The organism is Geobacter sp. SVR (assembly GCF_016865365.1).
Lineage (GTDB): Bacteria > Desulfobacterota > Desulfuromonadia > Geobacterales > Pseudopelobacteraceae > Pelotalea.
Genome location: NZ_AP024469.1, coordinates 4,092,124 through 4,114,651, shown reverse-complemented (window position 1 = coordinate 4,114,651; position 22,528 = coordinate 4,092,124). Strand labels below are relative to the sequence as shown.

The 22,528-nt window shown below is 58.8% G+C and carries 22 protein-coding genes, 1 tRNA gene and 1 riboswitch; of the genes, 17 read left to right on the top strand and 6 right to left on the bottom strand.

The genetic code is table 11. The features are described 5' to 3' along the window. From atpG to GSVR_RS19285, 5 genes are all read left to right on the top strand, one after another. Entirely contained in the window at positions 1-867 is an 867-nt protein-coding gene (gene atpG, locus GSVR_RS19305) for an ATP synthase F1 subunit gamma (protein WP_173195435.1), read from the top strand. A gap of 50 nt (positions 868-917) precedes the next feature. Then, complete coding sequence (atpD, locus tag GSVR_RS19300) at positions 918-2,333, top strand: F0F1 ATP synthase subunit beta (RefSeq protein ID WP_173195434.1); 1,416 nt, start codon at positions 918-920, stop codon at positions 2,331-2,333. Between the two features lie 79 nt (positions 2,334-2,412). Beyond that, entirely contained in the window at positions 2,413-2,826 is a 414-nt protein-coding gene (locus GSVR_RS19295; RefSeq protein WP_173195433.1) for a F0F1 ATP synthase subunit epsilon, read from the top strand. Positions 2,827-3,094: 268 nt separating this feature from the next. Continuing rightward, complete coding sequence (locus tag GSVR_RS19290; RefSeq protein WP_173195432.1) at positions 3,095-3,601, top strand: hypothetical protein; 507 nt, start codon at positions 3,095-3,097, stop codon at positions 3,599-3,601. 42 nt (positions 3,602-3,643) lie between these two features. Then, entirely contained in the window at positions 3,644-4,579 is a 936-nt protein-coding gene (locus GSVR_RS19285) for a TIGR01212 family radical SAM protein (RefSeq protein WP_173195431.1), read from the top strand. 42 nt (positions 4,580-4,621) lie between these two features. On the opposite strand, the gene GSVR_RS19280 is transcribed toward GSVR_RS19285, so the two are convergent. The 3 genes from GSVR_RS19280 to GSVR_RS19270 form a co-directional block, all read right to left on the bottom strand. Beyond that, on the bottom strand, positions 4,622-5,635 hold the full coding sequence (locus tag GSVR_RS19280) for a sodium:calcium antiporter (protein WP_173195430.1): 1,014 nt from the start codon (positions 5,633-5,635) through the stop codon (positions 4,622-4,624). An 84-nt stretch (positions 5,636-5,719) separates the two neighbouring features. Then, the gene (locus GSVR_RS19275) at positions 5,720-7,540 is read right to left on the bottom strand and encodes a KUP/HAK/KT family potassium transporter (RefSeq protein ID WP_173195429.1); all 1,821 of its coding nucleotides are present in this window, start codon (positions 7,538-7,540) and stop codon (positions 5,720-5,722) included. Positions 7,541-7,800: 260 nt separating this feature from the next. Then, a complete protein-coding gene (locus GSVR_RS19270) occupies positions 7,801-9,621 on the bottom strand; it encodes a KUP/HAK/KT family potassium transporter (protein WP_173195428.1) in 1,821 nt (606 codons plus the stop codon). Positions 9,622-9,749: 128 nt separating this feature from the next. After that, a riboswitch (cyclic di-AMP (ydaO/yuaA leader) is annotated at positions 9,750-9,889 on the bottom strand. 211 nt (positions 9,890-10,100) lie between these two features. On the opposite strand from GSVR_RS19270, the gene GSVR_RS19265 reads away from it, so the two are divergent. From GSVR_RS19265 to GSVR_RS19255, 3 genes are read left to right on the top strand one after another with little or no spacing between them, the layout of a single operon-like run. After that, entirely contained in the window at positions 10,101-11,003 is a 903-nt protein-coding gene (locus GSVR_RS19265; protein WP_173195427.1) for a polysaccharide deacetylase family protein, read from the top strand. A 7-nt stretch (positions 11,004-11,010) separates the two neighbouring features. After that, positions 11,011-11,238, top strand: coding sequence for a DUF4911 domain-containing protein (locus GSVR_RS19260; RefSeq protein ID WP_173195426.1), 228 nt, complete (start codon positions 11,011-11,013; stop codon positions 11,236-11,238). Beyond that, a complete protein-coding gene (locus tag GSVR_RS19255; RefSeq protein WP_203978728.1) occupies positions 11,214-12,521 on the top strand; it encodes an exo-beta-N-acetylmuramidase NamZ domain-containing protein in 1,308 nt (435 codons plus the stop codon). The genes GSVR_RS19260 and GSVR_RS19255 overlap by 25 nt, the downstream gene beginning before the upstream one ends. 187 nt (positions 12,522-12,708) lie before the next feature. Here the strand turns inward: GSVR_RS19255 and GSVR_RS19250 are convergent, their stop codons facing one another. Continuing rightward, positions 12,709-14,430 (bottom strand): B12-binding domain-containing radical SAM protein, encoded by a 1,722-nt coding sequence (locus tag GSVR_RS19250; protein WP_173195425.1) that lies wholly within the window; start codon positions 14,428-14,430, stop codon positions 12,709-12,711. 32 nt (positions 14,431-14,462) lie between these two features. Beyond that, positions 14,463-15,485, bottom strand: coding sequence for a CapA family protein (locus GSVR_RS19245; protein ID WP_173195424.1), 1,023 nt, complete (start codon positions 15,483-15,485; stop codon positions 14,463-14,465). An 81-nt stretch (positions 15,486-15,566) separates the two neighbouring features. Between GSVR_RS19245 and serS the strand changes: the two genes are divergently transcribed. The 9 genes from serS (at position 15,567) to GSVR_RS19200 (ending at position 22,056) form a co-directional block, all read left to right on the top strand. Continuing rightward, the gene (serS, locus tag GSVR_RS19240; protein ID WP_173195423.1) at positions 15,567-16,835 is read left to right on the top strand and encodes a serine--tRNA ligase; all 1,269 of its coding nucleotides are present in this window, start codon (positions 15,567-15,569) and stop codon (positions 16,833-16,835) included. A gap of 117 nt (positions 16,836-16,952) precedes the next feature. Beyond that, positions 16,953-17,041: transfer RNA gene (locus GSVR_RS19235), tRNA-Ser, on the top strand. Positions 17,042-17,159: 118 nt separating this feature from the next. Then, positions 17,160-17,504, top strand: coding sequence for a DUF3024 domain-containing protein (locus GSVR_RS19230; RefSeq protein ID WP_173195422.1), 345 nt, complete (start codon positions 17,160-17,162; stop codon positions 17,502-17,504). A 48-nt stretch (positions 17,505-17,552) separates the two neighbouring features. Continuing rightward, positions 17,553-17,765, top strand: coding sequence for an RNA-binding S4 domain-containing protein (locus GSVR_RS19225; protein WP_173195421.1), 213 nt, complete (start codon positions 17,553-17,555; stop codon positions 17,763-17,765). 167 nt (positions 17,766-17,932) lie between these two features. Beyond that, on the top strand, positions 17,933-18,955 hold the full coding sequence (hemE, locus tag GSVR_RS19220; protein WP_173195420.1) for a uroporphyrinogen decarboxylase: 1,023 nt from the start codon (positions 17,933-17,935) through the stop codon (positions 18,953-18,955). A gap of 92 nt (positions 18,956-19,047) precedes the next feature. Continuing rightward, a complete protein-coding gene (locus GSVR_RS19215; RefSeq protein ID WP_173195419.1) occupies positions 19,048-19,401 on the top strand; it encodes a VOC family protein in 354 nt (117 codons plus the stop codon). Position 19,402: 1 nt separating this feature from the next. Next, complete coding sequence (locus GSVR_RS19210) at positions 19,403-19,870, top strand: WbuC family cupin fold metalloprotein (RefSeq protein WP_173195418.1); 468 nt, start codon at positions 19,403-19,405, stop codon at positions 19,868-19,870. A 46-nt stretch (positions 19,871-19,916) separates the two neighbouring features. Next, positions 19,917-20,528, top strand: a complete 612-nt coding sequence (locus GSVR_RS19205) for a hypothetical protein (protein ID WP_173195417.1) — start codon at positions 19,917-19,919, stop codon at positions 20,526-20,528. 223 nt (positions 20,529-20,751) lie between these two features. Further along, positions 20,752-22,056 carry a pyridoxal phosphate-dependent aminotransferase gene (locus tag GSVR_RS19200; RefSeq protein ID WP_173195416.1) on the top strand — a complete coding sequence of 435 codons (1,305 nt, stop codon included), beginning with the start codon at positions 20,752-20,754 and terminating at the stop codon, positions 22,054-22,056. A gap of 82 nt (positions 22,057-22,138) precedes the next feature. On the opposite strand, the gene GSVR_RS19195 is transcribed toward GSVR_RS19200, so the two are convergent. Then, complete coding sequence (locus GSVR_RS19195) at positions 22,139-22,327, bottom strand: twin-arginine translocase TatA/TatE family subunit (protein ID WP_173195415.1); 189 nt, start codon at positions 22,325-22,327, stop codon at positions 22,139-22,141. Positions 22,328-22,528 lie beyond the last annotated feature (201 nt).

Genomic DNA, 22,528 nt, shown 5'->3' with positions numbered 1-22,528 from the left:
ATGGCAAGCCTTAAAAGCATAAAGAAGCGGATTGTATCCGTTAAAAATACGCGCCAGATCACCAAGGCCATGAAAATGGTCTCGGCCGCCAAGCTGCGCCGCGCCCAGGAGGCGGTCGTCGCTGCCCGTCCTTACGCCGGCAAGCTGGCCGAGGTGCTGCAGTCTCTGGCAGGCAACCTTGAAGGCGATCTGCACCCGTTGCTGGAAAAGCGCGAGGGCAGGAAGCTTCTGCTGGTTGCGGTCACCTCCGACCGTGGTCTGTGCGGCGGTTTCAACACTAACCTCTGCAAAGCCGCCGAACGCTTCATAAAGGAAAAGCAGGGCGAATTCGATCAGATTTCCCTGATGACCGTCGGCCGCAAGGGGTACGAAACCCTCAAAAACCGTCACAGCGTTGCCAAGAATTTCCCCAACGTCCTGGCCAAGCCGAGCTACCAGACCGCGGCCATGCTGGCACACGAGGTGATCGACGGGTACCTTGCCGAGGAGTACGATCAGGTCGTCCTGCTGTTCAACGCCTTCCGTACCGTCATGTCACAGGACATCACCTTCCAGCAGCTGCTGCCGGTGGTGCAGGAAGAGCAGGCCGCTACCGAAGAGAATCCCGTTGAATACATCTACGAACCTTCCGTCAGCGAGCTTCTGGCCGAGATACTGCCCAAGAACATCGAAGTGCAGATCTTCAAGGCCATGCTGGAGTCGGTGGCTGCCGAACACGGCGCCCGCATGACCGCCATGGACAGCGCATCCAAAAACGCCAACGAGATGATCGGCAAGCTGACGCTGCAGTACAACCGTGCACGCCAGGCTGCCATCACGACCGAGCTGATGGAAATCATCTCCGGCGCCGAATCTATCAAAGGCTAACAGAAACGAATCACTATATAGGCCGCACGGCCGCAGGAGGACACCGTTCCATGAGTCAGAACATCGGTAAAATATCGCAGGTCATCGGCGCTGTCGTCGACGTCGAATTCGAACCCGGCAAACTGCCGGAGATCTACCACGCACTCCGGGTCACCAATCCGGCCATTGATGAGCGCGAGAACAATCTGGTGCTGGAAGTTGCCCAGCACCTGGGTGAGAACTCGGTTCGCACCATCGCCATGGACTCCACCGATGGTCTCAAGCGCGGCCAGGCTGTTATCGATACCGGCAAGCAGATCTGTGCTCCGGTCGGTCACAAGACCCTGGGACGCATCATGAACGTCATCGGCGAGCCGGTTGACGAGATGGGCCCGATCGGCAACGAAAAAGAGTACGGCATCCACCGTGAGGCGCCGGCTTTCGAAGACCAGTCCACCAAGGTCGAGGCCTTCACCACCGGCATCAAGGTCGTTGACCTCCTCGCCCCTTACGCCCGCGGCGGCAAGATCGGCCTGTTCGGCGGCGCCGGCGTCGGCAAGACCGTTCTGATCATGGAACTGATCAACAACATCGCCAAGCAGCACGGCGGTTTCTCCGTTTTCGCCGGCGTCGGTGAGCGTACCCGCGAAGGTAACGACCTGTGGGAAGAAATGAAGGAGTCCGGCGTTCTCGACAAGGCCGCCCTGGTCTACGGCCAGATGAACGAGCCCCCCGGCGCCCGCGCCCGCGTCGCCCTGACCGCGCTTTCCGTTGCCGAATACTTCCGTGACGAAGAAGGCCAGGACGTTCTGCTGTTCGTCGACAACATATTCCGCTTCACCCAGGCCGGCTCCGAGGTTTCGGCACTTCTCGGCCGTATTCCTTCCGCCGTCGGTTACCAGCCTACGCTGGCAACTGAGATGGGTGAGCTGCAGGAGCGCATTACCTCCACCAAGAAGGGCTCCATTACTTCGGTTCAGGCCATCTACGTTCCGGCCGACGACTTGACTGACCCGGCACCGGCCACCGCCTTCGCCCACTTGGACGCCACCACGGTTCTCTCCCGTCAGATCGCCGAACTCGGCATCTACCCGGCCGTTGACCCGCTGGACTCCACTTCCCGTATTCTCGATCCGCAGGTCATCGGTGAGGAGCACTACGCCGTGGCCCGTTCGGTCCAATACGTGCTGCAGAAGTACAAGGACCTGCAGGACATCATCGCCATCCTGGGTATGGACGAACTCTCAGAGGAAGACAAACAGGTAGTTGCCCGTGCCCGCAAGATCCAGCGCTTCCTGTCGCAGCCGTTCCACGTTGCCGAAGCCTTCACCGGCTCCCCCGGCAAGTACGTCGAGCTGAAGGACACCATCAAGGGTTTCCAGGAAATCGTAGCCGGCAAGCACGACAGTCTGCCGGAACAGGCATTCTACATGGTCGGTTCCATTGAAGAGGCCATCGAGAAGGCCGCCAAGCTGGCCGCTGTCTAATAATTTCATGTAGGGGCATCCCGTTGCGGGTGCCCGAGACAGGGCAGATGCCTGATCTGCCCCCTGCAAGGACCATATAATGGCTGAAAAGATGAAGTTGGAAATAGTCACCCCTTACAAGAAGGTGGTCGACACCGAGGTGGATGAGGTCACTGCTACGGGTAAAGTAGGCGAATTCGGCATTCTGCCTGGTCACGCTCCATTTCTGACTTCCCTCAGCATCGGTGAGCTGTGCTACAAGAACGATGGCGTCGGAGTCTGTATGGCGCTCAACTGGGGATATTTCGAGGTCAAGGACGACAAGATCATCGTTCTGGTGGAAACTGCCGAATATGCTGAGGAAATCGACGTCGAACGCGCCAAGGCCGCCTTGGGCAGGGCCGAGGAGGCTCTCAAGAAGCTGAGCCCCGAGGACAAACAGTTCAAGATCTACGAAGCGGCGCTTGAACGGGCCATGATCAGGGTACAGGTCGCCGGTAGAGCCAGAAAATAATTCTACCGCATTATAAAGATCATCAAAGGAGCGGCAGCCATGCCGCTCCTTTTTTATTGACAGGTTTCCCCCCTCCTGCCGCCGCTTTGGCCGCGCCCGCTATCGCTCGCCGTTGTGGGCACCTTTCCCGCTCTCGTGATTCCCGGAACAATAACAGCCGGATGAACGGAGGAAGATATCGTTTTGTTGCACTGCAGTGCTGTGGTACTTATAGAGTACGGTTCGAACCATTGCCCTGACGGTCGCTTTCACGGACAAGGAGGACAGTATGCCCCAGCCCGATGATCTGAAACGCAACCATTGCTACCAGATATTTTCACAGTCCACGGGAGTGGAGATCGGAACCGCCGTCAAGGTGCATGAGGAGCAGGGGCGGACTACGGAGCGAGCCGGTCGCATCAGCCTCCGGTTCTTCAAGCTCACTCCCCGCTCCAAGCCTGAGGAGGTGACCCAGATCCGATTCATCTGCGAACCGGACGAGGCTTTTGGTCTGGCACTGATGATCGATCAGGTCGCGGGTTCCTCGGTACCCTGCAAGGAAAAGCTGAGCCCGCACAAGTTTTCCACCGGCGCGCAGGGCGAGGAGACGGTCACGACTCTGTCGGTCGAAAAATGGGAGCGGGGTGGTAAAAGCGGATATGCGTTGACGGTAGGGCGGGGCAAGGACTTCATCAGCGTGCCGACACCACTGACCAAGTTTTTGTTCGCCGCCGAGTTCCTGCGGTTTCTTGCCACAGCACAGTGCTGGCTGGAGCGCCCCGAGAAAAAGTATTAGCCTGCATGAACCAGTTCAGCGGGTGCCCTCGACTCCAAACACATGTCATCTCCCAAGCGTTATAATCCCTTCTCGGACGAGCTGAAACGCGTCTTCGGCTGCAAGGTCCAGCGCATCTCCGTCGATGCGGGCTTTACCTGCCCCAATCGGGACGGCACCCTCGGCAGGAACGGCTGCATCTTTTGCGGCGGGCATGGCTCGGGGTCCCACGGCATCAAACGTGGCCTGGGAATTGCCGACCAGCTTGAAGACGGCAAGGAGGTCATGATCCGCAAGTACCGGGCAGCACGGTTCCTGGCCTACTTCCAAGCCTTCTCCAACACCTACGCGCCTGTCGCGCATCTGCGGTCGCTCTTTGAGCAAGCCCTGGCAGTGCCCGATGTCGTGGGCCTGATCATTGCGACCAGACCTGACTGCCTTTCGGATGATGTCCTGGACTATCTTGGAGAATTGAACCGGCGCTGCTACCTGTGGCTCGAGCTCGGGGTTCAGACCATGCATGACGGCAGCCTGGCCAGGATCAACCGGGGGCATGATCATGCCTGTTCCGCAGCTGCGATTGAGCGCGCCAGGCAACGGGGCCTGCGGGTCTGTGCTCACCTGATCCTGGGGGTGCCGGGGGAAACGCGGGAAGATATTCTGGCGTCCGTTGCGGAGATGAATCGCCTGGGAGTGGATGGTGTGAAGCTGCACCTGCTGCATGTCATGAAGGGTACGCGGCTGGCGGAGATGCACGGGCAGGGCCGGGTCGAACTGCTCGACAGGGACGGGTATGCCGGGTTAGTCTGCGACGTGCTGGAACGGCTTGATCCGGCCATCCTGATCCACCGCCTGACCGGCGACGGGGGGCATGACAATCTCGTGGCGCCACTCTGGTCGTTGAAGAAGTTCGAAGTGCTCAACCTGATCGATGCCGAACTCGAGCGGCGGGGGACGCGCCAAGGGGACCTGCTCTCCACTCTTCGGTCCCCTTCATAACCGCCCCTCATCTCTCTCCTTTTCAGACGGAAAACCTCTCCGTCAGATTTTTCCCAGCAGAACCAGTACCACAAATGCCAGGTAGAATCCCCCCCCCACCAGCAGCGTCCCGGGGGTCAGGTGCTTTTTCCAGCGTATCTGAACGTATGCCATGCCGACCGAAGCGAATGTCAGGGCAACGGTCAGCAGTGCGGCCGGATTCAGCTGCCACTCGGTCATCATGATGCCCAGCGCGGTGATCACCGAGCCTTGGAAGACCATGGCGCCGGTGATGTTGCCGATTGCCAGAGTATCCTTGCCCTTGTTGATCCAGATCACACTGTTGAACTTTTCCGGCAGCTCGGTTGCAATGGGCGCGATGATCATGGCCAGAATGAAGGGGGAAATGCCCATCTGCAGCGAAAGGATCTGGACCTTTTCCACGAAGATGTAGGAACCCCACACAATCAGCAGCAGCGAACCGAAAACCTGGAGTCCGATGATGCTCATATGCGGATCATGGGACTTGGGTGCGAAGTAGCAGGGATCCAGATCGGACTCCTCGACGGTGTGACATGCATCGTTCTCGCAGCGGAGCGTCTTGAGCACGTAGCCGCCGTAGGTCAGGAAAAGTGCCAGCCCGCAGAAGGTCTTGATGACCGGATGTCCGTTAAGAAACGAAGCCAGGATGGCTACTGCGTACAGTACCAGGAAATATTCCATATCGCGCCGCATGACAGCCGTATCGACACGCATGATGGGATAGTCTTCCCTTTTTCTGCGGTTGAGTACAACAGCGATGCCGCTGATGAACAGAGCCAGGGTCCCCAGCATAAAGGGGGCGCCTATGATGGCGCCCACGCCGATCTTGTGGCCCGCCTCGGGAGATCCGAACATGATTGCCACAATCGGCACCAGCGTTTCCGGCAAGGCGGTGCCCACGGCGGCGAAAATGCTGCCGACAGCGCCGTCCGACAGGTTCATCTTCTTACCGAACCATTCCAGGCCATTGGTGAAAACCGTGGCACCCAGCAGGATGATCCCCAGCGAAACCAGCAACAGAATCCAATGTGTCATATACGATTCGCTTTCCAGGCAAGGCGTGTTCGAAAATCAGATGCCTGCCTTCCCTCAACCTTGACCTTAACTTTAACAGTCTCCCTACATCTCCACCCGGGTGACAACCCCCTGCAATTTTGCAGCGGGCAGCTTGTTGAATTGCACGAAGTTGGGAGTCAGTTTCTTGAGCAGCGCAAACAGCTTCCAGAGGGGGTTCCTGGTTTCAATGTCCTCGATGCCATAGAAAATGACTTTTTCCTGGATACCGTGCTCCTTGAGAGTCCCCTCGATATCAAGCACGACCATATAACCGGCGTTGATCTCGAAGAACTCCAGCCCAGGGCCGACATCCCGCTTGTGGAACACGGATGTGCCGAACGGTTCGTCGGTCCGCACGATGGAGATAAAGATGTTGCGTTCATAGATGATGTTGGAGCGGATGACGCAATGGACGATATAGGGGGGAATTACGTCCAGCCCCTTGAGAAAAAAGAGGCCGGTGCCGGGGATATTCTTGCCTTTGGCATAGATCTGCTCGTAAGAGAGCATGAAAATGTCCATCTCCAGAGGGCGCAGGGCCCGGTAGAGGGCCTTCTGTCCATTGGTCCAGAGCAGTATGGTTGAGAAGGGAATGGAGGCCAGGATGATGGACCAGTAGGCTCCGTGCGGGAACTTGGAGAAGGTCGAGGTGAAATAGACGATGTCGATCAGGGCGATCACCACCACGATCGGCACTTTCCAGCGTTTGGTGGTCTTGGAAAAGACCATGATCATCATGATGGCGGTGATGGTCATGGAACCGGTGACCGCCATGCCGTAGGCAGCCGCAAGGTGGCCCGATTTCTGGAAAAAGAACATCACGAAGATGACCGCCACCATCAGGGTCCAGTTGACAGCCCCGATATAGATCTGGGACTGAATCTGGCTGGAGGTGTAATCGACCTTGAAGAGGGGCATCAGTCGGGTGGTGATGCCTTGGTAGACTATGGAGAACACGCCGCTGATAATGGACTGGGAGGCGATGATGGTGGCCAGGATCGTTATGAGCAGGAAGGGGATGTACAATAGCGGTGCCTGCCCCTTGATCATGCCGAACAGGATGTTCTGGGTGTCGGGATGGCGCAGCAGGAAGGCCCCCTGCCCGAGGTAGTTCATGTACAGGGCTGCGAAAACAAAGTACCAGGCCCGGATGATCGGCTTTTTGCCCAGGTGCCCCATGTCGGCATAAAGGGCTTCCCCACCGGTGGAGCAGAGGATTACCTCTGAAAGGACGAAGTACCCGGCAATGCCGTTGTTCCGGAAGAATTCGAAGGCATGCCAGGGATTGACGGCGGTGACAATGTCGGGAGTCTCTGCGACCGAGACCACCCCCGATATCAGTAGCGAGAGGAAGTACAGGATCATGACGGGGCCGAACACGCCGGCCATCTTGTCGGTGCCGCGGGACTGAAAGAAGAAGAGGGTAAAGGCGATCATCGCTGCGATACACACGAGGATACTCTGGGGGGTCGTCTCCAGGCCCGGTATCAGCAGCAGGCCCTCCACAGCCGAGAGGATCGAGATGGCCGGAGTAATGACTCCGTCACCAAGCAGCAGCGACACCCCGAGAAACGAGAGGAAGCCGGCAAATGCCAGCATCCGCCCCTTTTTGAAGAGTTTGATGATGATTTCCCGCAGAACGATCTCGCCCCCCTGGCCCTTTCTGCCCAGACTCATGGCCAGCCAGGCGTACTCGGCCGTCACCAAAATGGTCATGGTCCAGAAAACCAGGGACAGGATGCCATACACATTGGCGGTGGTCGGTTTGGTCAGGGTGAAGACCACGGTCAGGGTATAGATCGGACTTGTACCGATGTCACCGAATACAAGTCCCAGGGCCTTGACGATACCCCCCCAGAACGAATCCCCATGTTTGCGAATCATGAAACTCCCGTTGTTCCGTCATGATGTCTGATGGCTTTCCGCACGAAAGCGGTCGCTGTCTCGGTCTTAAGACGGACTGCCCCTTACTAAAGAACCCGGTAAAGAACGGCCTGATGCGGCACTGCAGCCCTGGTTCTTCCGGGCAATGTGACTTTACGGATCAGTGATGCAGGAATGGTGCGTGCAAGAAAAGAGCGGCATTTCTGCCGCTCGGAGTTTATATACTATTTCCCTTCTGTTTGCCACCGTTGAGCGCGAGCCTACATCTCCACCCGCGTCACTACCCCTTGAAGCTTGGCTGCGGGCAGCTTGTTGAACTGAACGAAGTTGGGAGTCTGGCGTTTGATGGTGGAGAACAGCTTCCAGACCGGATTGGCGGTTGATATGTCCTCGATCCCGTAGAAGATGACTTTTTCGGAAATACCGTTTTCCTTTAAAAGTTGTTCTATGTCCAGGATCACCATGTAACCGGCACGTATCTCGATGGCATCGAGACCGGTGGCCAGGTGCTTTTGCAGGTGGGATTCAAGTCCGTACGGCTCATCGGTGCGCAGGATGGAGATCAGCACGTTGCGTTCGTAAATGATGTTGCTGCGGATGATGCAGTGCACCAGATAGGGGGGGATGACGCTCCACTCCTTGACGAAGAACAGGCCGGTGCCGGGGATGTTGCGCCCCTTGGCATAGATCTGTTCGTACGCCAGTTCGAAGGTTTCGAAATCGAGCGGCTTGAGTGCCCGGTAGAGTGCCCGTTGCCCCTTGGTCCAGACCATGATGGTAATGAACGGCACCGAGGCCAGAATCAGCGACCAATAGCCGCCATGGGGGAATTTGTTCAGATTGGCGATCAGGAAGGCCAGGTCGGCCAGCGTCACCAGCAAGGCGATCGGCACCTTCCACTTTTTGGTGGTATGGGCGAATATCATGGTCATCATGATGCCGGTAATGGTCATGGTGCCGGTAACGGCCAGGCCATAGGCTGCTGCGAGATTTTCGGATTTCCTGAACACCAGCATGATCAGGATCACCAGTATCATCAGCAGCCAGTTGACCGAACTGATGTAGATCTGAGACTTCAGGTGCGTCGAGGTGTAGTCCACCTTCAAAAGCGGCAGGATGCGGGTCGTGATCCCCTGGTAGACGATGGAGTAAACCCCGCTGATCAGGGCCTGGGAGGCGATTACGGTGGCAATGACGGTCAGGATCAGGAATGGGATGTACAGCACGCCGGCTTCGTGGCGAACCATGCCGAAGAGAATGTTGGTGGCCTCGGGATGGGAGATGATATAGGCCCCCTGGCCGAGGTAGTTGATTACCAGGGCGGCAAAGACAAAGTACCAGGCACGCACGATCGGTTTGCGCCCAAGGTGCCCCATGTCTGCGTACAGCGCTTCGCCGCCGGTAGCGCACAGAATGACCTCGGAGAGGACGAAAAACCCGGAAAGGCCGTTCTGGACGAGGAAGGTGACCGCATACGAAGGGTTGATCGCTTTGAGCACCGCCGGATGATCGCTGATCGATACGAGACCGGAACCGGTCAGCGCCACGAACCAGACCACCATGATCGGGCCAAAGGCGCCGGCCATCCGGTCGGTGCCCTTGTTCTGAAAAAAGAACAGGGCTATGGCAATGGTGGCGGCGATCAGGATCAGCACCACCTGGGGGGTGTGCTCCAGGCCGGGTATCAACTCCAGGCCTTCAACGGCCGAGAGGATCGAGATGGCCGGGGTGATGACACCGTCACCGATCAGCAGGCATATGCCGATGTAGGAAAGAAAGGTCACGAATGCCAACTGCCGTCCCGGTTTGAGCATTCGCACCAAGATTTCCCGCAGAACGATCGTGCCCCCTTCTCCCTTGCGTCCCAGGCTCATGGCCAGCCAGGCATACTCCACCATGACCAGCAGGATCAAGGTCCAGATGATCAGGGAGATGATGCCGTAGATGCTCTGTTGCGATGGTTTGGTAAGGGTGACTATGACGGTGAGGGTATAGATCGGACTGGTGCCGATGTCGCCGAACACCAGCCCCATTGACTTGACGATGCCGCCCCAGTACGAGCCGGTCGCGCCCTGTTTCATACAACCTCCGGAAAACATTTTGATTCCAGATCCATGACAGTTCCAGATTGTTTTCAAAGGCCGGGCACACACGAAGCTGAAACAGACAAAAAAATCGCCGGAAGAAACCGCGACTCTGTTTGTACGCTCGATGCTCTTCCTGGTGCCTACGAGGTTAGCTGACGGGCTGGAGATAGGAAGTTCTCCCTCCGGTAGTCCGGAGTTCGCCCCTGTTGATCGGGTCCCCCGCATCCGTTCCACGATGAACGGATCTCGGCTGCTTTTCAGGCATGGTACTCCACTTGTTAATCTTGTCAAGCAATCCCTGTCGTGCGGGCGGTGAATGGCGTTGCCGCAGCGGTGGCCACCACGGAATTTCCGGGCGGACCGCCGTTTGCGGAAAGGATGGTCGGCTCCTTTCCGGCCTGTCGGAATTGATGTTTGATTCTTGGGGTAAAGCTGCTAAGATCCGGCTTTCGAATCCCGCCGAGGATAGGGAAATGGACGAAATTACGGTTGCGCTGAAGGTCGATGTCGATACGTACGCAGGAACGCGGGACGGAGTGCCTGCCCTGCTGGCCGACATGGAGCGCTTTGGCGTCAAGGCCACCTTTTATTTTTCTATGGGGCCGGACAATTCCGGGAAGGCCATCCGGCGCATCTTCACCCGCAAGGGCTTTCTCAAAAAGATGTTGCGCACCAAGGCTCCATCAGCCTACGGCCTCAAGACCATGCTGTACGGCACGCTGCTCCCTGCGCCGATGATCGCCTCCTCGTTCCCGGAGGTGCTGCGCGAAACCGAGCGCCGCGGGCACGAAGTCGGTATCCACTGCTGGGACCATGTCAAGTGGCACGATTACCTCCCCTGGCTCCCCAAGCACCTGACGGCCCTGGAAATGGGAAGCGCCGCCGGGCTGTTCGAAGAGATACTCGGTCACCGCTCCGCCACCACCGCAGCGCCCGGCTGGACAGTCTCCCCCGATTCCCTGGAGGTGCAGGATGCCCTGGGACTGGCCTATTGTAGCGACGGCCGCGGCAGTGGCCCCTTTTACCCGGTCATGGAGGGGCGCCGCTTCAGAACCCTGCAGATCCCCACCACCTTGCCGACCGCCGACGAAATCCTGGGCGAAAACGGCATCACCGCCGATTCGATCGATTCCTACTATCTCGATAGCCTCAAGCAAGGGCTCAACGTGCTGACCATTCATGCCGAACTCGAGGGGGGAGCGATCCGGGCCTCGTTCGTACGGCTGCTGGAGCGCTTCGCCGCGGCAGGCGTCCGTTGCGTGACGCTGGGTGAAGTGGCTGCCGGCATTGTTTCGGCCCCGGACTGCCGCTTGTACATGGGAGAGATCCCGGGGCGAGCGGGCAGGGTGGCCATTCAGGGAGAGGTTGTAGGGTGAGGTCGAGATGATTGAACGTTTTTTTCGCGTAAACCGCCGCGACATGGTGTACCTCAAATTCATCCTGGAGGCCTACGAGGGGATGAATATCATGAGCACCGTCGATAATGCGAACGGCATAATCCGCGTTGCCATCATGCCCGGATTTGAACGCGACATGGATGCACTGCTGGCCGAGTTGGGTACCCGGGTGGGCATGGAGCCTGTCGTGTGGCATGGTTCCGGGGCACCATGACCACTATCAGGTGCATTGTGCGGCGGGTGTGCGTCATGGTGTCTCCGGCGGCATCGCTGAAGCCGGTCCTCGTGTGCGTGCTCGGCCTGCTGGCGCTGCTGGCCGTGACGCCCGTTTTCGCTGCCGTCCTGCCTGGCATCGATGTTCTTTCGGCGCATGATTTCGATATTCTCAAGGGACGCCGGGTCGGACTGATAACCAACCACACCGGGCGCAGCGCCTCCGGGACCAGCACCATCGATGTTCTCGCGAGTGCGCCGGGGGTGCGGCTGGTGGCGCTCTTCAGCCCGGAGCACGGCATCGGCGGGGAGTTCGATCAAAAAGTTGGCTCATCGGTCGACCGCATCACCGGCCTGCCGGTGTACAGCCTGTACGGTGCCGGTTGCCGGCCAACAGCAGCCATGCTGCAGGGGATCGACATGCTGGTGTTCGATATTCAGGATATCGGCACCCGCTTCTACACCTACATCGGCACCCTTTCGCTGGCGATGCACGCAGCGCGGGAGGCCGGCATTTCCTTCGCTGTGCTCGACCGTCCCAATCCGATTGGCGGCGTTGAGGTCGCGGGTGCCGTACCCGTGCCGGTTGCCGGATCCGGAGGGCAAAACGATTGCAGCTCCCTGACCAGCATCCATCCGATTCCCACCCGCCACGGGATGACCATCGGAGAACTGGCGCGGCTGTTCAACGTGGAGTTCGGGATCAACTGCGACCTGACCGTTATCCCGATGCAGGGCTGGCAGCGCGGCATGTTCTATGACGAAACCGGTCTGGCCTGGATCAATCCCTCCCCCAACATGAAGAGTCTCGATGCGGCCCTGCTGTACCCCGGCCTGGGAACCCTGGAAACCGCCAACCTTTCGGTGGGTCGCGGCACGGCACGCCCTTTCGAGGTGTACGGCGCTCCCTGGGTGGATGCGCAGGCCGTGGCCCGAAATCTGGCGGCCCGCGCAATACCCGGCATCAGCTTCGCTGTCTGCGACTTCGTGCCCACTGCGGTAGGCCATCCCTACCGCGGCAAGACCTGTCACGGCATCGGCATCACTGCCATCGATCGCAAGCTCCTCGACCCGGTCGTGGCCGGCCTGCACCTGGTGCAGGCCTTTTATCAGGCTCAGCCGGGACAGCTCAGGTCGAAAGAGGGATTTGCCATAGAAGTGGGGGACAGCGAAGCCTGGAAAATGCTGACCCAGGAGGGCAAGACGCCCGAAGAGGTCGCGGTGCGCTGGCGGGAGGGCATCGAGCGCTTCAGGAAGATGCGGGAGCGGTATCTGTTGTACTGACGGGTATCCCGGATCGCCAACGTCTCCCGGCCTGCGCACCTGAAAGGCCTCTTCCTTTGCAGGTTGCGGCGCGGGGCATTTCGGAGGAGAGCCAGCGGATCTGGTGGGCGCCGCATCCCGGCGACGTTCTGGCCCCAGCTCTTTCATGTCTCCCGGCAGTTACACCGTCACCGACCGGAATGCCTGTTCAGGCTACCAGTACCCGCAACCCCTGCCCGGCGCCGGATGCATAGACGAACGTGATCGTCGCCGGCCCTTCCTGCCATTCATCAGTGCGATAATCCCTCTCGAAGGTATATCGGAAAACCTTGACCCGGCAATTCTCCGGCAGGTTCAGCCCATCGGGGATCTCCCGGCGGCTGGGCCAGGCGCACCATTGCTGCCGTGCTGCCATAAAGCCGGGTAGTTTGCCCATCAGCGGCATCTCGCGCCGGCAATAGTCGAAGAACAGCGCATCGTGCAGCAGGTGCAGTTCGGCTTTGTTCAGCAGGGGGCCTGCCAGCCGCGCGAACAGCTCGTAGAGCCGCCGGGTGGCATGGCCGGCAAGGCTCTCTTCTCCGGCCCGGCGGGCCATCCGATCGAAGAGCGCGGCCGGGGTCGATCTCTGCAGCATGAACCGTAGCGCCGTGCCGAAGCCCCCCTGATTATGGAAAAGGTCCAGCAGGCGCCCGATGATCGCGATCCTTCCGATGTCTTCGAAGGAGAGCCAGGGGGTGTGCAGAATGGTGTAGGGAGGGGTGTCGCTGAAGCGGTACCCTTCACGGTGGGCGATTTCACGCATGGGGGATCCCTTGAGCACCTTGAGCGGCTCGATCTGTATCACGTCCGGGCCGAGTTCGAAAACCTGCTGCAGGGAATTCAGCAGACCCGCGTAATCCTCTCCCGGCAGGCCGGCCACCAAGTCGAGATGAAGTTCGATCGCGGTCTCCTCCCGCAGCCGGCGCACACGTGCGAAGATACCCGACAGATCCGCCGTGCGGTTCACCCGCTCCAGCGTATCCTGCGATGTGGATTGCACGCCGATCTCGAATCGGAACGTATCCGGCGGGACCCGGCGCAACAGGCGCAGGTTCTCCTCGGTCAGCAGGTCGGCCGCAATTTCGAAGTGGAAGTGGCTGCCGCGGTTGTGCTCCAGAATAAACTCCCAGATGCGGTTTGCTCTCCGGGCATCGTAGTTGAACGTTCGATCAACCAGCTTGATCTGCGATACTTTCCTGCGCATCAGCCATTCCAGGTCGCTCTCGATGCGCCGGGGCGAAAACGAACGCACGCGCCCCTCCACCGAGGAGAGGCAGAAGGCACAGGAGAAGGGGCAGCCGCGGGATGTTTCATAGTAGGTCAACGAACGGCGCAGGTCCACCAGGCCAGAGGGAAAGGGGGAGGGGATGTCGTCCAGCGGCAGGACGGCTGGTGCGGCCGGTCCGGATGTGATGCCTTCGCAGTCGCGGAAGAACAGGCAGGGAATTTCGGCCAGCACGCCGGGGTCTGCAGAGAAATGGCCGGAAAGGGGGGCGCCATGTTTCAACAGGGCCTCAAGCAGCCGTCGGACGGGGATCTCTCCTTCTCCTTTGACGACAAAGTCTATGGCAGGATTTTCGGACATCAGCTCAAAGATCCCGAAGGATACTTCCGGCCCCCCCAGAACGATGACCGTTTCAGGAGCGATTTTGCGCAGGTCGGAAATGAGCTGCAGAGTGCGGTCTATATTCCAGATATAGCAGGAAAAGCCGACCAGGCCGGCTCTTTCCGACATAATCTGTCGCAGAAGCTGGTCATGGGGGTCGTTGACCGACCATTCCCGGATTACCGTTTCAATGCCGGGCATGTCCCGGCTGTAGGCAGCCAGGCACGGCAGGGCCAGTGAGGCGTGAGAGTACTTGGCATGGAGTGTGGTCAGCAGGATTTTCATATCGGGATCTTTATCGGGCGGGGGCGTGACAGCTAAAAATCTATCAGATAGCGCCCCCCCTGGTTTTGGATGACGGTTTCGAAGGGTTTTGAAAGGTCGTTCAGAGTTTTTACCACGCTTTCCGCCCGGTCTCCACTCAGTACCCGCGGGCGGAAGCGTACCCTGGAAAACAGCACATCCAGCGGTACGATTTCAGCCTGGCGGCCGGCGTCATTCAGGTGCAGCCGTACCAGAGCGCCGAATCGGGCGGTCCTGCTGGCGCTGGCAAAGGCGAAGTTGCCCAGGCTGTAAAAGATGATACCCTTCCTGTAGCGTTCGATGCCCTGGAGCACGTGAGGGTGGTGGCCGATTACCGCATCGGCGCCGGCATCGATGGCCCTGTGTGCCGCCGCGCGCTGGTGGGGGCGGGCACGAGGGCTCCCTTCGGTACCCCAGTGAAAGGTCACGATCACGAAATCGGCTTGATTGCGGACTCGGGCGATATCTGCGGCATAGAAGCGCTCCAGGCCGGGGGCGGTGCCGGGGCGCTGCGGACCGGCAAAGAATTCTGCGGGCTGGGTCAGGGAGTACCCGAGGAAAGCGATCCGTTTGCCGTGCACGGTGTAGATAACAGCAGTGCGGGCCTCGGAGAGGTTTTTTCCCGCCCCGATCCAGTCCATGCCGGCCTTTCCCAGGTGCTGCATGGTTTCCAGCAGCGCTTCAGCGCCAAAGTCCATGCTGTGATTGTTGGACAGGGTGACCAGGTGAAAGCCGGCCTTCCGCAGCGCCGGGGCCAGATCCGGATCAGCCCGGAAACGGTACTTCTTCGAGGTGAATTCCCTGCCACCGCAGGCAATGGGCGCTTCCAGGTTGGCCAGATTTATGTCCCCCGTGGCCAGTTCCGCCAGGGTATCCCCAAACGGATAGTCGAATCCCTTCTGTTTCAGGACCGGAGTCCAGCGCCCTGCCAGCATGATGTCGCCAACCGCGTTGACGACAAGCTCTCCGGCTGCCGGAAGTCCCGGAGTACACAGGTGCAGCGCAATGGTTATGATCAAGGCTGCCACGGGTTTCATAGGGGCTCTTTTGGATTGACGAAGCTGGGTTCAGGTGGTAATAGATACACTCTTAATCATAAAAAATAAAGGTGTTTTCAGATGCTCGACATGAGATTTATCCGCGAAAACCTTGACGAGGCGGAACGGCGGCTGCGGACCCGGGGCGGCGATTCCTACCTGGACGGCTTCCGGGAGCTGGATGAGCGACGGCGGGCTCTGCTCCGGGAGAGCGAATCGCTCAAGGCGCTGCGCAATGCCGTGTCCGAAGAAATTGCGCGCATCAAGGACAAGAGCCAGGCCCAGGGAAAGATTCTGGAAATGCGCGAGGTTTCGCAGCGGATCAAGGCCATGGACGAGGATCTGACGCAGGTGGATGAAGAGCTCAACCGCCTCCTGCTGATGGTACCCAATCTGCCCGATCCCGCCACGCCGGTGGGGGCGTCCGAGCAGGATAATGTCGAACTCAGGAGTTGGGGCAGCCCCCCTTCCTTCAGCTTCACCGCCAAGCCCCACTGGGAAATCGGCGAGCAGCTGGGCATACTCGACTTCGAATGCGGTGCCAAGCTCGCCGGAGCGCGCTTCACGCTGTATCGTGGTGCCGGCGCCAGGCTGGAACGTGCCCTGATCAACTTCATGCTTGACCTGCATACCGAAAAGCACGGTTATCAGGAGGTGCTGCCACCCTTTCTGGTCAACCGCGAGAGCATGACCGCCACGGGGCAACTCCCCAAGTTCGAGGAAGACCTCTTCAAGCTGGTGGATCCGGAATATTTCCTGATTCCGACCGCCGAAGTGCCGGTGACCAATATACATCGCGGCGAAATCCTCAAACGCGGCGACCTGCCGATCAGATATACCGCCTATACCCCCTGCTTCCGGCGTGAAGCCGGCTCCTACGGCAAGGATACCCGCGGGCTGATCAGACAGCACCAGTTCAACAAGGTGGAACTGGTCAAGTTCGTTCATCCCGGCGAATCGGAGCAGGAGCTGGAAGCGTTGACGCAGGATGCCGAAGCTGTTCTGCAACTGCTGGAACTGCCCTACCGGGTGGTGGCATTGTGCAGCGGCGATATCGGCTTCTCCGCAGCCAAGACCTATGATATCGAAGTATGGCTGCCCGGCCAGAGCTGTTTCCGCGAGATTTCCTCCTGCAGCACCTTCGGTGATTTCCAGGCGCGGCGGTCCGGTATCCGTTTTCGTGAGGACGACAAGTCCAAGCCCGAATTCGTGCACACCCTGAACGGCTCCGGTCTGGCCGTGGGGCGGACGCTGGTGGCAATCCTCGAAAACTACCAGCAGGAGGATGGCTCGGTTGTCGTGCCGGCCGCCTTGCGCCCCTATATGGGTGGTTTAGAGCGGATTGCCTGAGTGCCTCCCGGATGCAGTGACGTCTTGTCAGGGATTGTCGCTCGCCTTTGATACGTCAAGGGCGGTGGTAATCTTTGGACTTTGAGAAAAATTGTGGTATATAAACCAGGATTGTCTGGAAGGGTGGCCGAGTGGTTTAAGGCAGCGGTCTTGAAAACCGCCGAGGTTAATAGCCTCCGTGAGTTCGAATCTCACCTCTTCCGCCAGAATTATTCCCGTTGATGAATCAACGTAACGAGCCTTGACTCCTTCAGCGCATTTGCTTCCGGATCAAGGCTTTGTATTTATCGCTCTATCCAGGTACCAGCTGATCGGTCGGTGGGCATGGCATTGCCAGATGAGGAAAAGCAGAGGGCCGATACGCTGCTTGGCCGGTTGTGCGAGCAGAAGGCGGCGCAGCATGAGGGCGAGCAGGTATCCTTTACCTATGCCGTCAGCGGAAACAAGGTGACCTTGATTGAGTCGCGCCCCTTTTTCGTCGATCCGCGGGAGTGGAATCACGTTAAAGTTGCGCAGTTCGAATACAATCCGGTGCTGGAAGTCTGGACCCTGTACTGGTACGATCGCAAAAACAGGCGTCAGCCCTATCCGACCGGAAGAAACAGGGACCTGCTCGACAAGCTGATATCAGAGGTAAGCAAGGATCCCACCGGCATCTTCTGGGAGTAGGTCCTCATCCGGTCTGTCGCGTGCCGGCAGCCTGACGGAGAGTTTTGATTGGTTTTCGAGATCACCACCGAACATATCAAGCTGGACAGCCTCCTGAAGGGAGCCAACATGGTCGGCTCGGGCGGCGAAGCAAAAGTCATTATTGCCGACGGGCTGGTACAGGTGAATGGCCAGACCGAGCAGCGCCGGGGGCGCAAACTCTACCCCGGCGACCGGGTCGTACTGGAGGGGTACGAGATCGTAGTGGAACGCGGCGCCTGAGGCGGCGAGCGCCTTATGGGCCATGGGTTCCGGATGGCGGGAAGGGCTCTGGGCGCAATGTGTGCGCCTGTTGGTGTACGTTGCGCCGTCTCATATAACTTTTACCGGGAATCACGCACTGCACCAGCGGTCGCGCGGAATTCCGGTTCTGATTGGGGAGGGAAGCTATGAATACAAGATTTCTGGATGCCTGCTGGGGAAAACCGGTCGATCGCACGCCGGTCTGGTTGATGCGACAGGCGGGACGCTATCTGCCCGAATACATGGCGGTTCGTTCCAAGTGCACCTTTCTTGAACTGTGCAAGACTCCGGAGCTGGCTGCCGAGGTCACCATCCAGCCTGTCGATATCCTGGGGGTGGATGCCGCAATCCTCTTTTCCGACATTCTTACGCCGGTCGAGCCGATGGGAATGAAACTGGACTTCGTACCGGGTCCGGTTTTCGAAAACCCGATCAGGACCATGGCGGATGTGGAAAAGCTGCGTATTCCCCAGATGGAGCAGGATGTGCCCTATGTGTTGGAAACGATCCGCATCCTTCGCCGGGAATTGGCCAGCAAGGTGCCGCTGATCGGGTTCGGCGGGGCCCCCTTCACGCTGGCCTGCTACATGGTCGAGGGCAAGGGCTCCAAGGATTTTGCCCGCATCAAGCAGATGATGTACACCGCCCCCGAGGTCTACGCGGCACTGATGGAAAAGATCACCATGATGGACATGGAGTACCTGAATGCGCAGATTGCAGCCGGTGCCCAGGCCATCCAGATTTTCGACACCTGGGGCGGCATCCTGTCGCCGGCCGATTATGCCAGCTACGTTCTGCCCTATACCACCAAGCTGATCAATGGCCTCAACCGCATGGAAACGCCGGTGATTCACTTTGTCAAAGGCGCCGGGTGCATGCTGGAGACGGTCCAGCAGGCGGGTGGCGACGTGATGGGGCTCGACTGGCACGTAAATCTTGGCACGGCCCGGGATGTGCTGGGGCCGCAGATGGCGGTGCAGGGCAACCTGGACCCCACGGTTCTGTTCGCGCCGCAGACGGTGATCGAACGCGAGGTCAAACGGGTGCTGGATGAGAACGCCGGCCGTCCCGGCCACATCTTCAACCTGGGGCATGGAATCCTGCCGACGGTACCGCCCGAGAACGCCAAATTCATGGTGGAATGCGTCCACCGTCTGTCGCAGAAATAAATCGGTGATCAGGGACCAGGGATCAGGGGCCGGTAAAGTCGGGAAGAACTCCTGGTCACCGGTCCCTGATCCCTGGTCCCTCTGAGGTCCTCATGTCTATTTCGATGAAAAATATCGTGGTATTCGTTACCGATCTTGCAAAGGCCAAGACTTTTTATGCCGATCTGCTGGGATTGCCGGTGGCCGGCCAGACCGAGATGATGATCGAATTCCTCCCCGGTGCAGCCACCACCCTGGGGGTTGCGCTGGCTCTGCAGGATGAGGCCCGCAAGCTGGTGGGGCGCCATACCGGGATCACCCTCAAGGTCGAGAAGATCGAGCAGCTGTGCGAAAACCTGAAGGCCGGCGGGGTGCGGTTCATCGAGCATCTGGAGGCGAGTCCCTGGGGCAAGATGGCGGTAGTGGCCGATTTCGACGGCAATCAATTTGCCTTGGTGGACCGTTGACATGAAGCTGGTTACCGACGAACTGCTGCGCCAGGTAACGGCAGAGGCCCGCGTTTCGCCGCGTCTGCGTAAGAACCGTAACATCCATCCCTCCGACGGTTCCCGCTGCCATCGGCTGCTCAACGCCATTGAGCCGGATTCTTACATCCGCCCTCACCGGCATCTCGATCCTGAAAAGGATGAGGCCTTCATACTGATGAGCGGCCGGCTGGGTGTCATCCAGTTCGCCGCTGACGGCACCGTGGAGGAGTTCGTGGTTCTGTCCAGGGAAAACGGCAACTTGGCTGCCGACATCCCTCACGGGGTCTACCATACCGCCGTAAGCCTCGAACCGGGCACCGTTTTCTATGAAGCAAAGGCCGGCCCCTACCTGCCGTTGTCCGAAGAGGAAAAGGCGTCCTGGGCTCCCGCCGACGACGACGCTGCGGCAGCTCCCTACCTGGCATGTCTGAGGAAACTGTTCGAATAATCTGTTCTCAACCGTTGCCGACACCCCTGTCCTACAATAGAATCAAATGAAACCCCTTACAGCCATCTTCATAATCCTGGCATTTCTGTCATCCGTTTCTGCCGCAGCAGCCGCGCCTTTGCCGATGCGTCCATACGCCGGAATCGGCATCCTGATGCTCTCTCCCGCATCCGAGCCCGGCGACACGGAGAGTATTTCTCAGCGTCTCTATCAGGAGCCGGCCATTCTGCGCCAGGGGGAGGTGGACTTCAGCCGGGTCCCTGACCACGAATGGATTTTCGGTTCTGCCGAGGTAGCCTATCCGTTGATCGTTACGGCACGGCGGGGAAACTGGCTGCGGGTGGTGTATGACGATGCAGGGCGCGAGGCGTGGCTGATGGCGCCCAGCCGGAAAGGCTATCGCCCCTGGGACGAGTTCCTCAAAGGGCAGGCAGCCCGTCTGCTGCCGGGACTGCGCAAGCAGTTCTACCAGATTTTCCGGCAGCCGGGTGGGGGAGGCGGTGCCGCTCTTACCGGGAAATCGGGTTTCCGGATCATCAGGATCGAGGATGACTGGGCGCAGGTGATAACGGATCAGAATAACCCGGGATGGTTACGCTGGCGGGATGAGGACGGCAGGCTGCTGGTGGGGCTCGACAGGGCAGCACAAAACCATTGACGGACGTACAGGGGTGTGTTATGGAAATATCCATGGAAATCACGACCTTTGCCATTGCAGCACGAGCTATCATCGCCGCGGCGCGTAATGCCGCACGTTTGCCGGCTGCCCGCTGAGGTCGTTCTAAAAAGTTGAAACAGAAGCCGTGGGTAAGCATACCCACGGCTTTTTTTATATCTGCACAGGCCAATCTATAATTATTTTCATACGGAGGAGCAAAGCAATGAGAATCGCACTGGTGCCACCGGGGGCTGGGGAGCTGACCTACGAGATCCGCAATATCGTCAATGTGGCCGAAAAGCTGCAGAAACACGGAGTCAAGATCAACTGGGAGAACATCGGCGACCCGATCGTCAAGGGTGAATTCATCCCGGAGTGGATGAAGGAGATCGTGGCCAAGGCGGTCATGGACAATCACAGCTGGGGTTACTGCCATACCCGCGGCGTGCTGGAAACCCGCGAGTTCATCTGCGACAGCACCAATGGTCGCGGCGGTGTTCAGATCACACCGGACGACATCATCTTCTTCAACGGTCTCGGCGACGCCATCGCCAAGATTTACGGCTGCCTGCGTTCCGAGGCACGGGTGCTGATGCCGTCCCCTTCCTACACCACCCATACCCTGGGGGAGATAGGGCACGCCCATTCGGCTCCCTCCCTGTTCCGGCTCAAGCCGGAAGACAAGTGGTATCCGGACATGGACGACCTGCGCACGCATGTCCGCTACAATCCCAATATCTGCGCCATCATGATCATCAATCCGGACAACCCTACCGGCATGGTCTATACGCGGGAGATGCTGGAAGAGATCGTTCAGGTTGCCCGGGAAAACGATCTCTTCATCATCGCCGACGAGGTTTACACCAACATCGTCTACAATGGTGAGACAGCGGTGCCGATCAGTGACGTGATCGGCGATGTGCCGGCCATCTCCCTGAAGGGGATCTCGAAGGAATTTCCCTGGCCCGGTTCGCGCTGCGGCTGGATCGAGGTCTACAACGGCCATGCCGACGAACAGTTCCGCAAGTACATCAACCTGATCCTGACCAGCAAGATGAACGAGGTCTGTTCGACCACCCTGCCCCAGACCGTCATTCCGGCAATCGTGCAGCATCCGGAATATGCGGGATACCTGGCAGAGCGCATTGCCAGCTACGAACGGATGAGCAACATCACCTACGACTATCTGAGCCAGGTGCCTGAATTGATGGTCAATCGCACCAACGGTGCCTTTTACATGGCAGTGGCCTTCAAGGACGGTCTCCTGAACAGCCGTCAGTCGATTGCCATCGCCAATACCGAGGTGAAGGAATTGGTGGAAGATTTGGTCAGCGCACCGGGCGTTTCTCCGGACAAGCGCTTTGTCTACCACATACTGGCAGCTACCGGCATCTGCGTCGTGCCGCTCTCCTCGTTCTCCACGCCGTTGCAGGGCTTCCGCGTGACTCTGCTTGAAAAGGACGAAGCGGAATGCCGCCGGATCTACGGCACGCTGGCCGAGAAGATCGGAGAGTACCTGGCATCCTGACGGAACGGGACTCCGGCAACTGAAAAAGGGGGAATGGCTCGGCCATTCCCCCTTTTTTCATTTCGCAAGCATGCGCCCCGAATCAGTCTTTCTTGTCGCTCTCTTCCCTTTTGGGCTTGATTTCGATTTCATCCTTGCCATCAGCAGCCTTTTTGAAATTGCGGATGCTCTTACCCAGTGCGCCGCCGATTTCGGGCAATTTGCCTGCGCCGAAAACCACCAGGACGATAGCAAGTATGATCAGCAGCTCGGGTACTCCAAATCCAAACATCTCAGCCCTCCTGTAAAGCGTTTGTTCAAAGAAGTATCTCATCGACTCCTGAAAAAATCAAGTGCGAGGTAATCGGTATGCTCGTGAGATGGCAGCTGCACGCCGACCGCAGGGTTCTACACCTGAAATGCTCTAAGGCATGGATGCATCGGCGCTTTTGCCGGCAGTTTCGTTGACACTATCCGGGCGCCATGATACAAG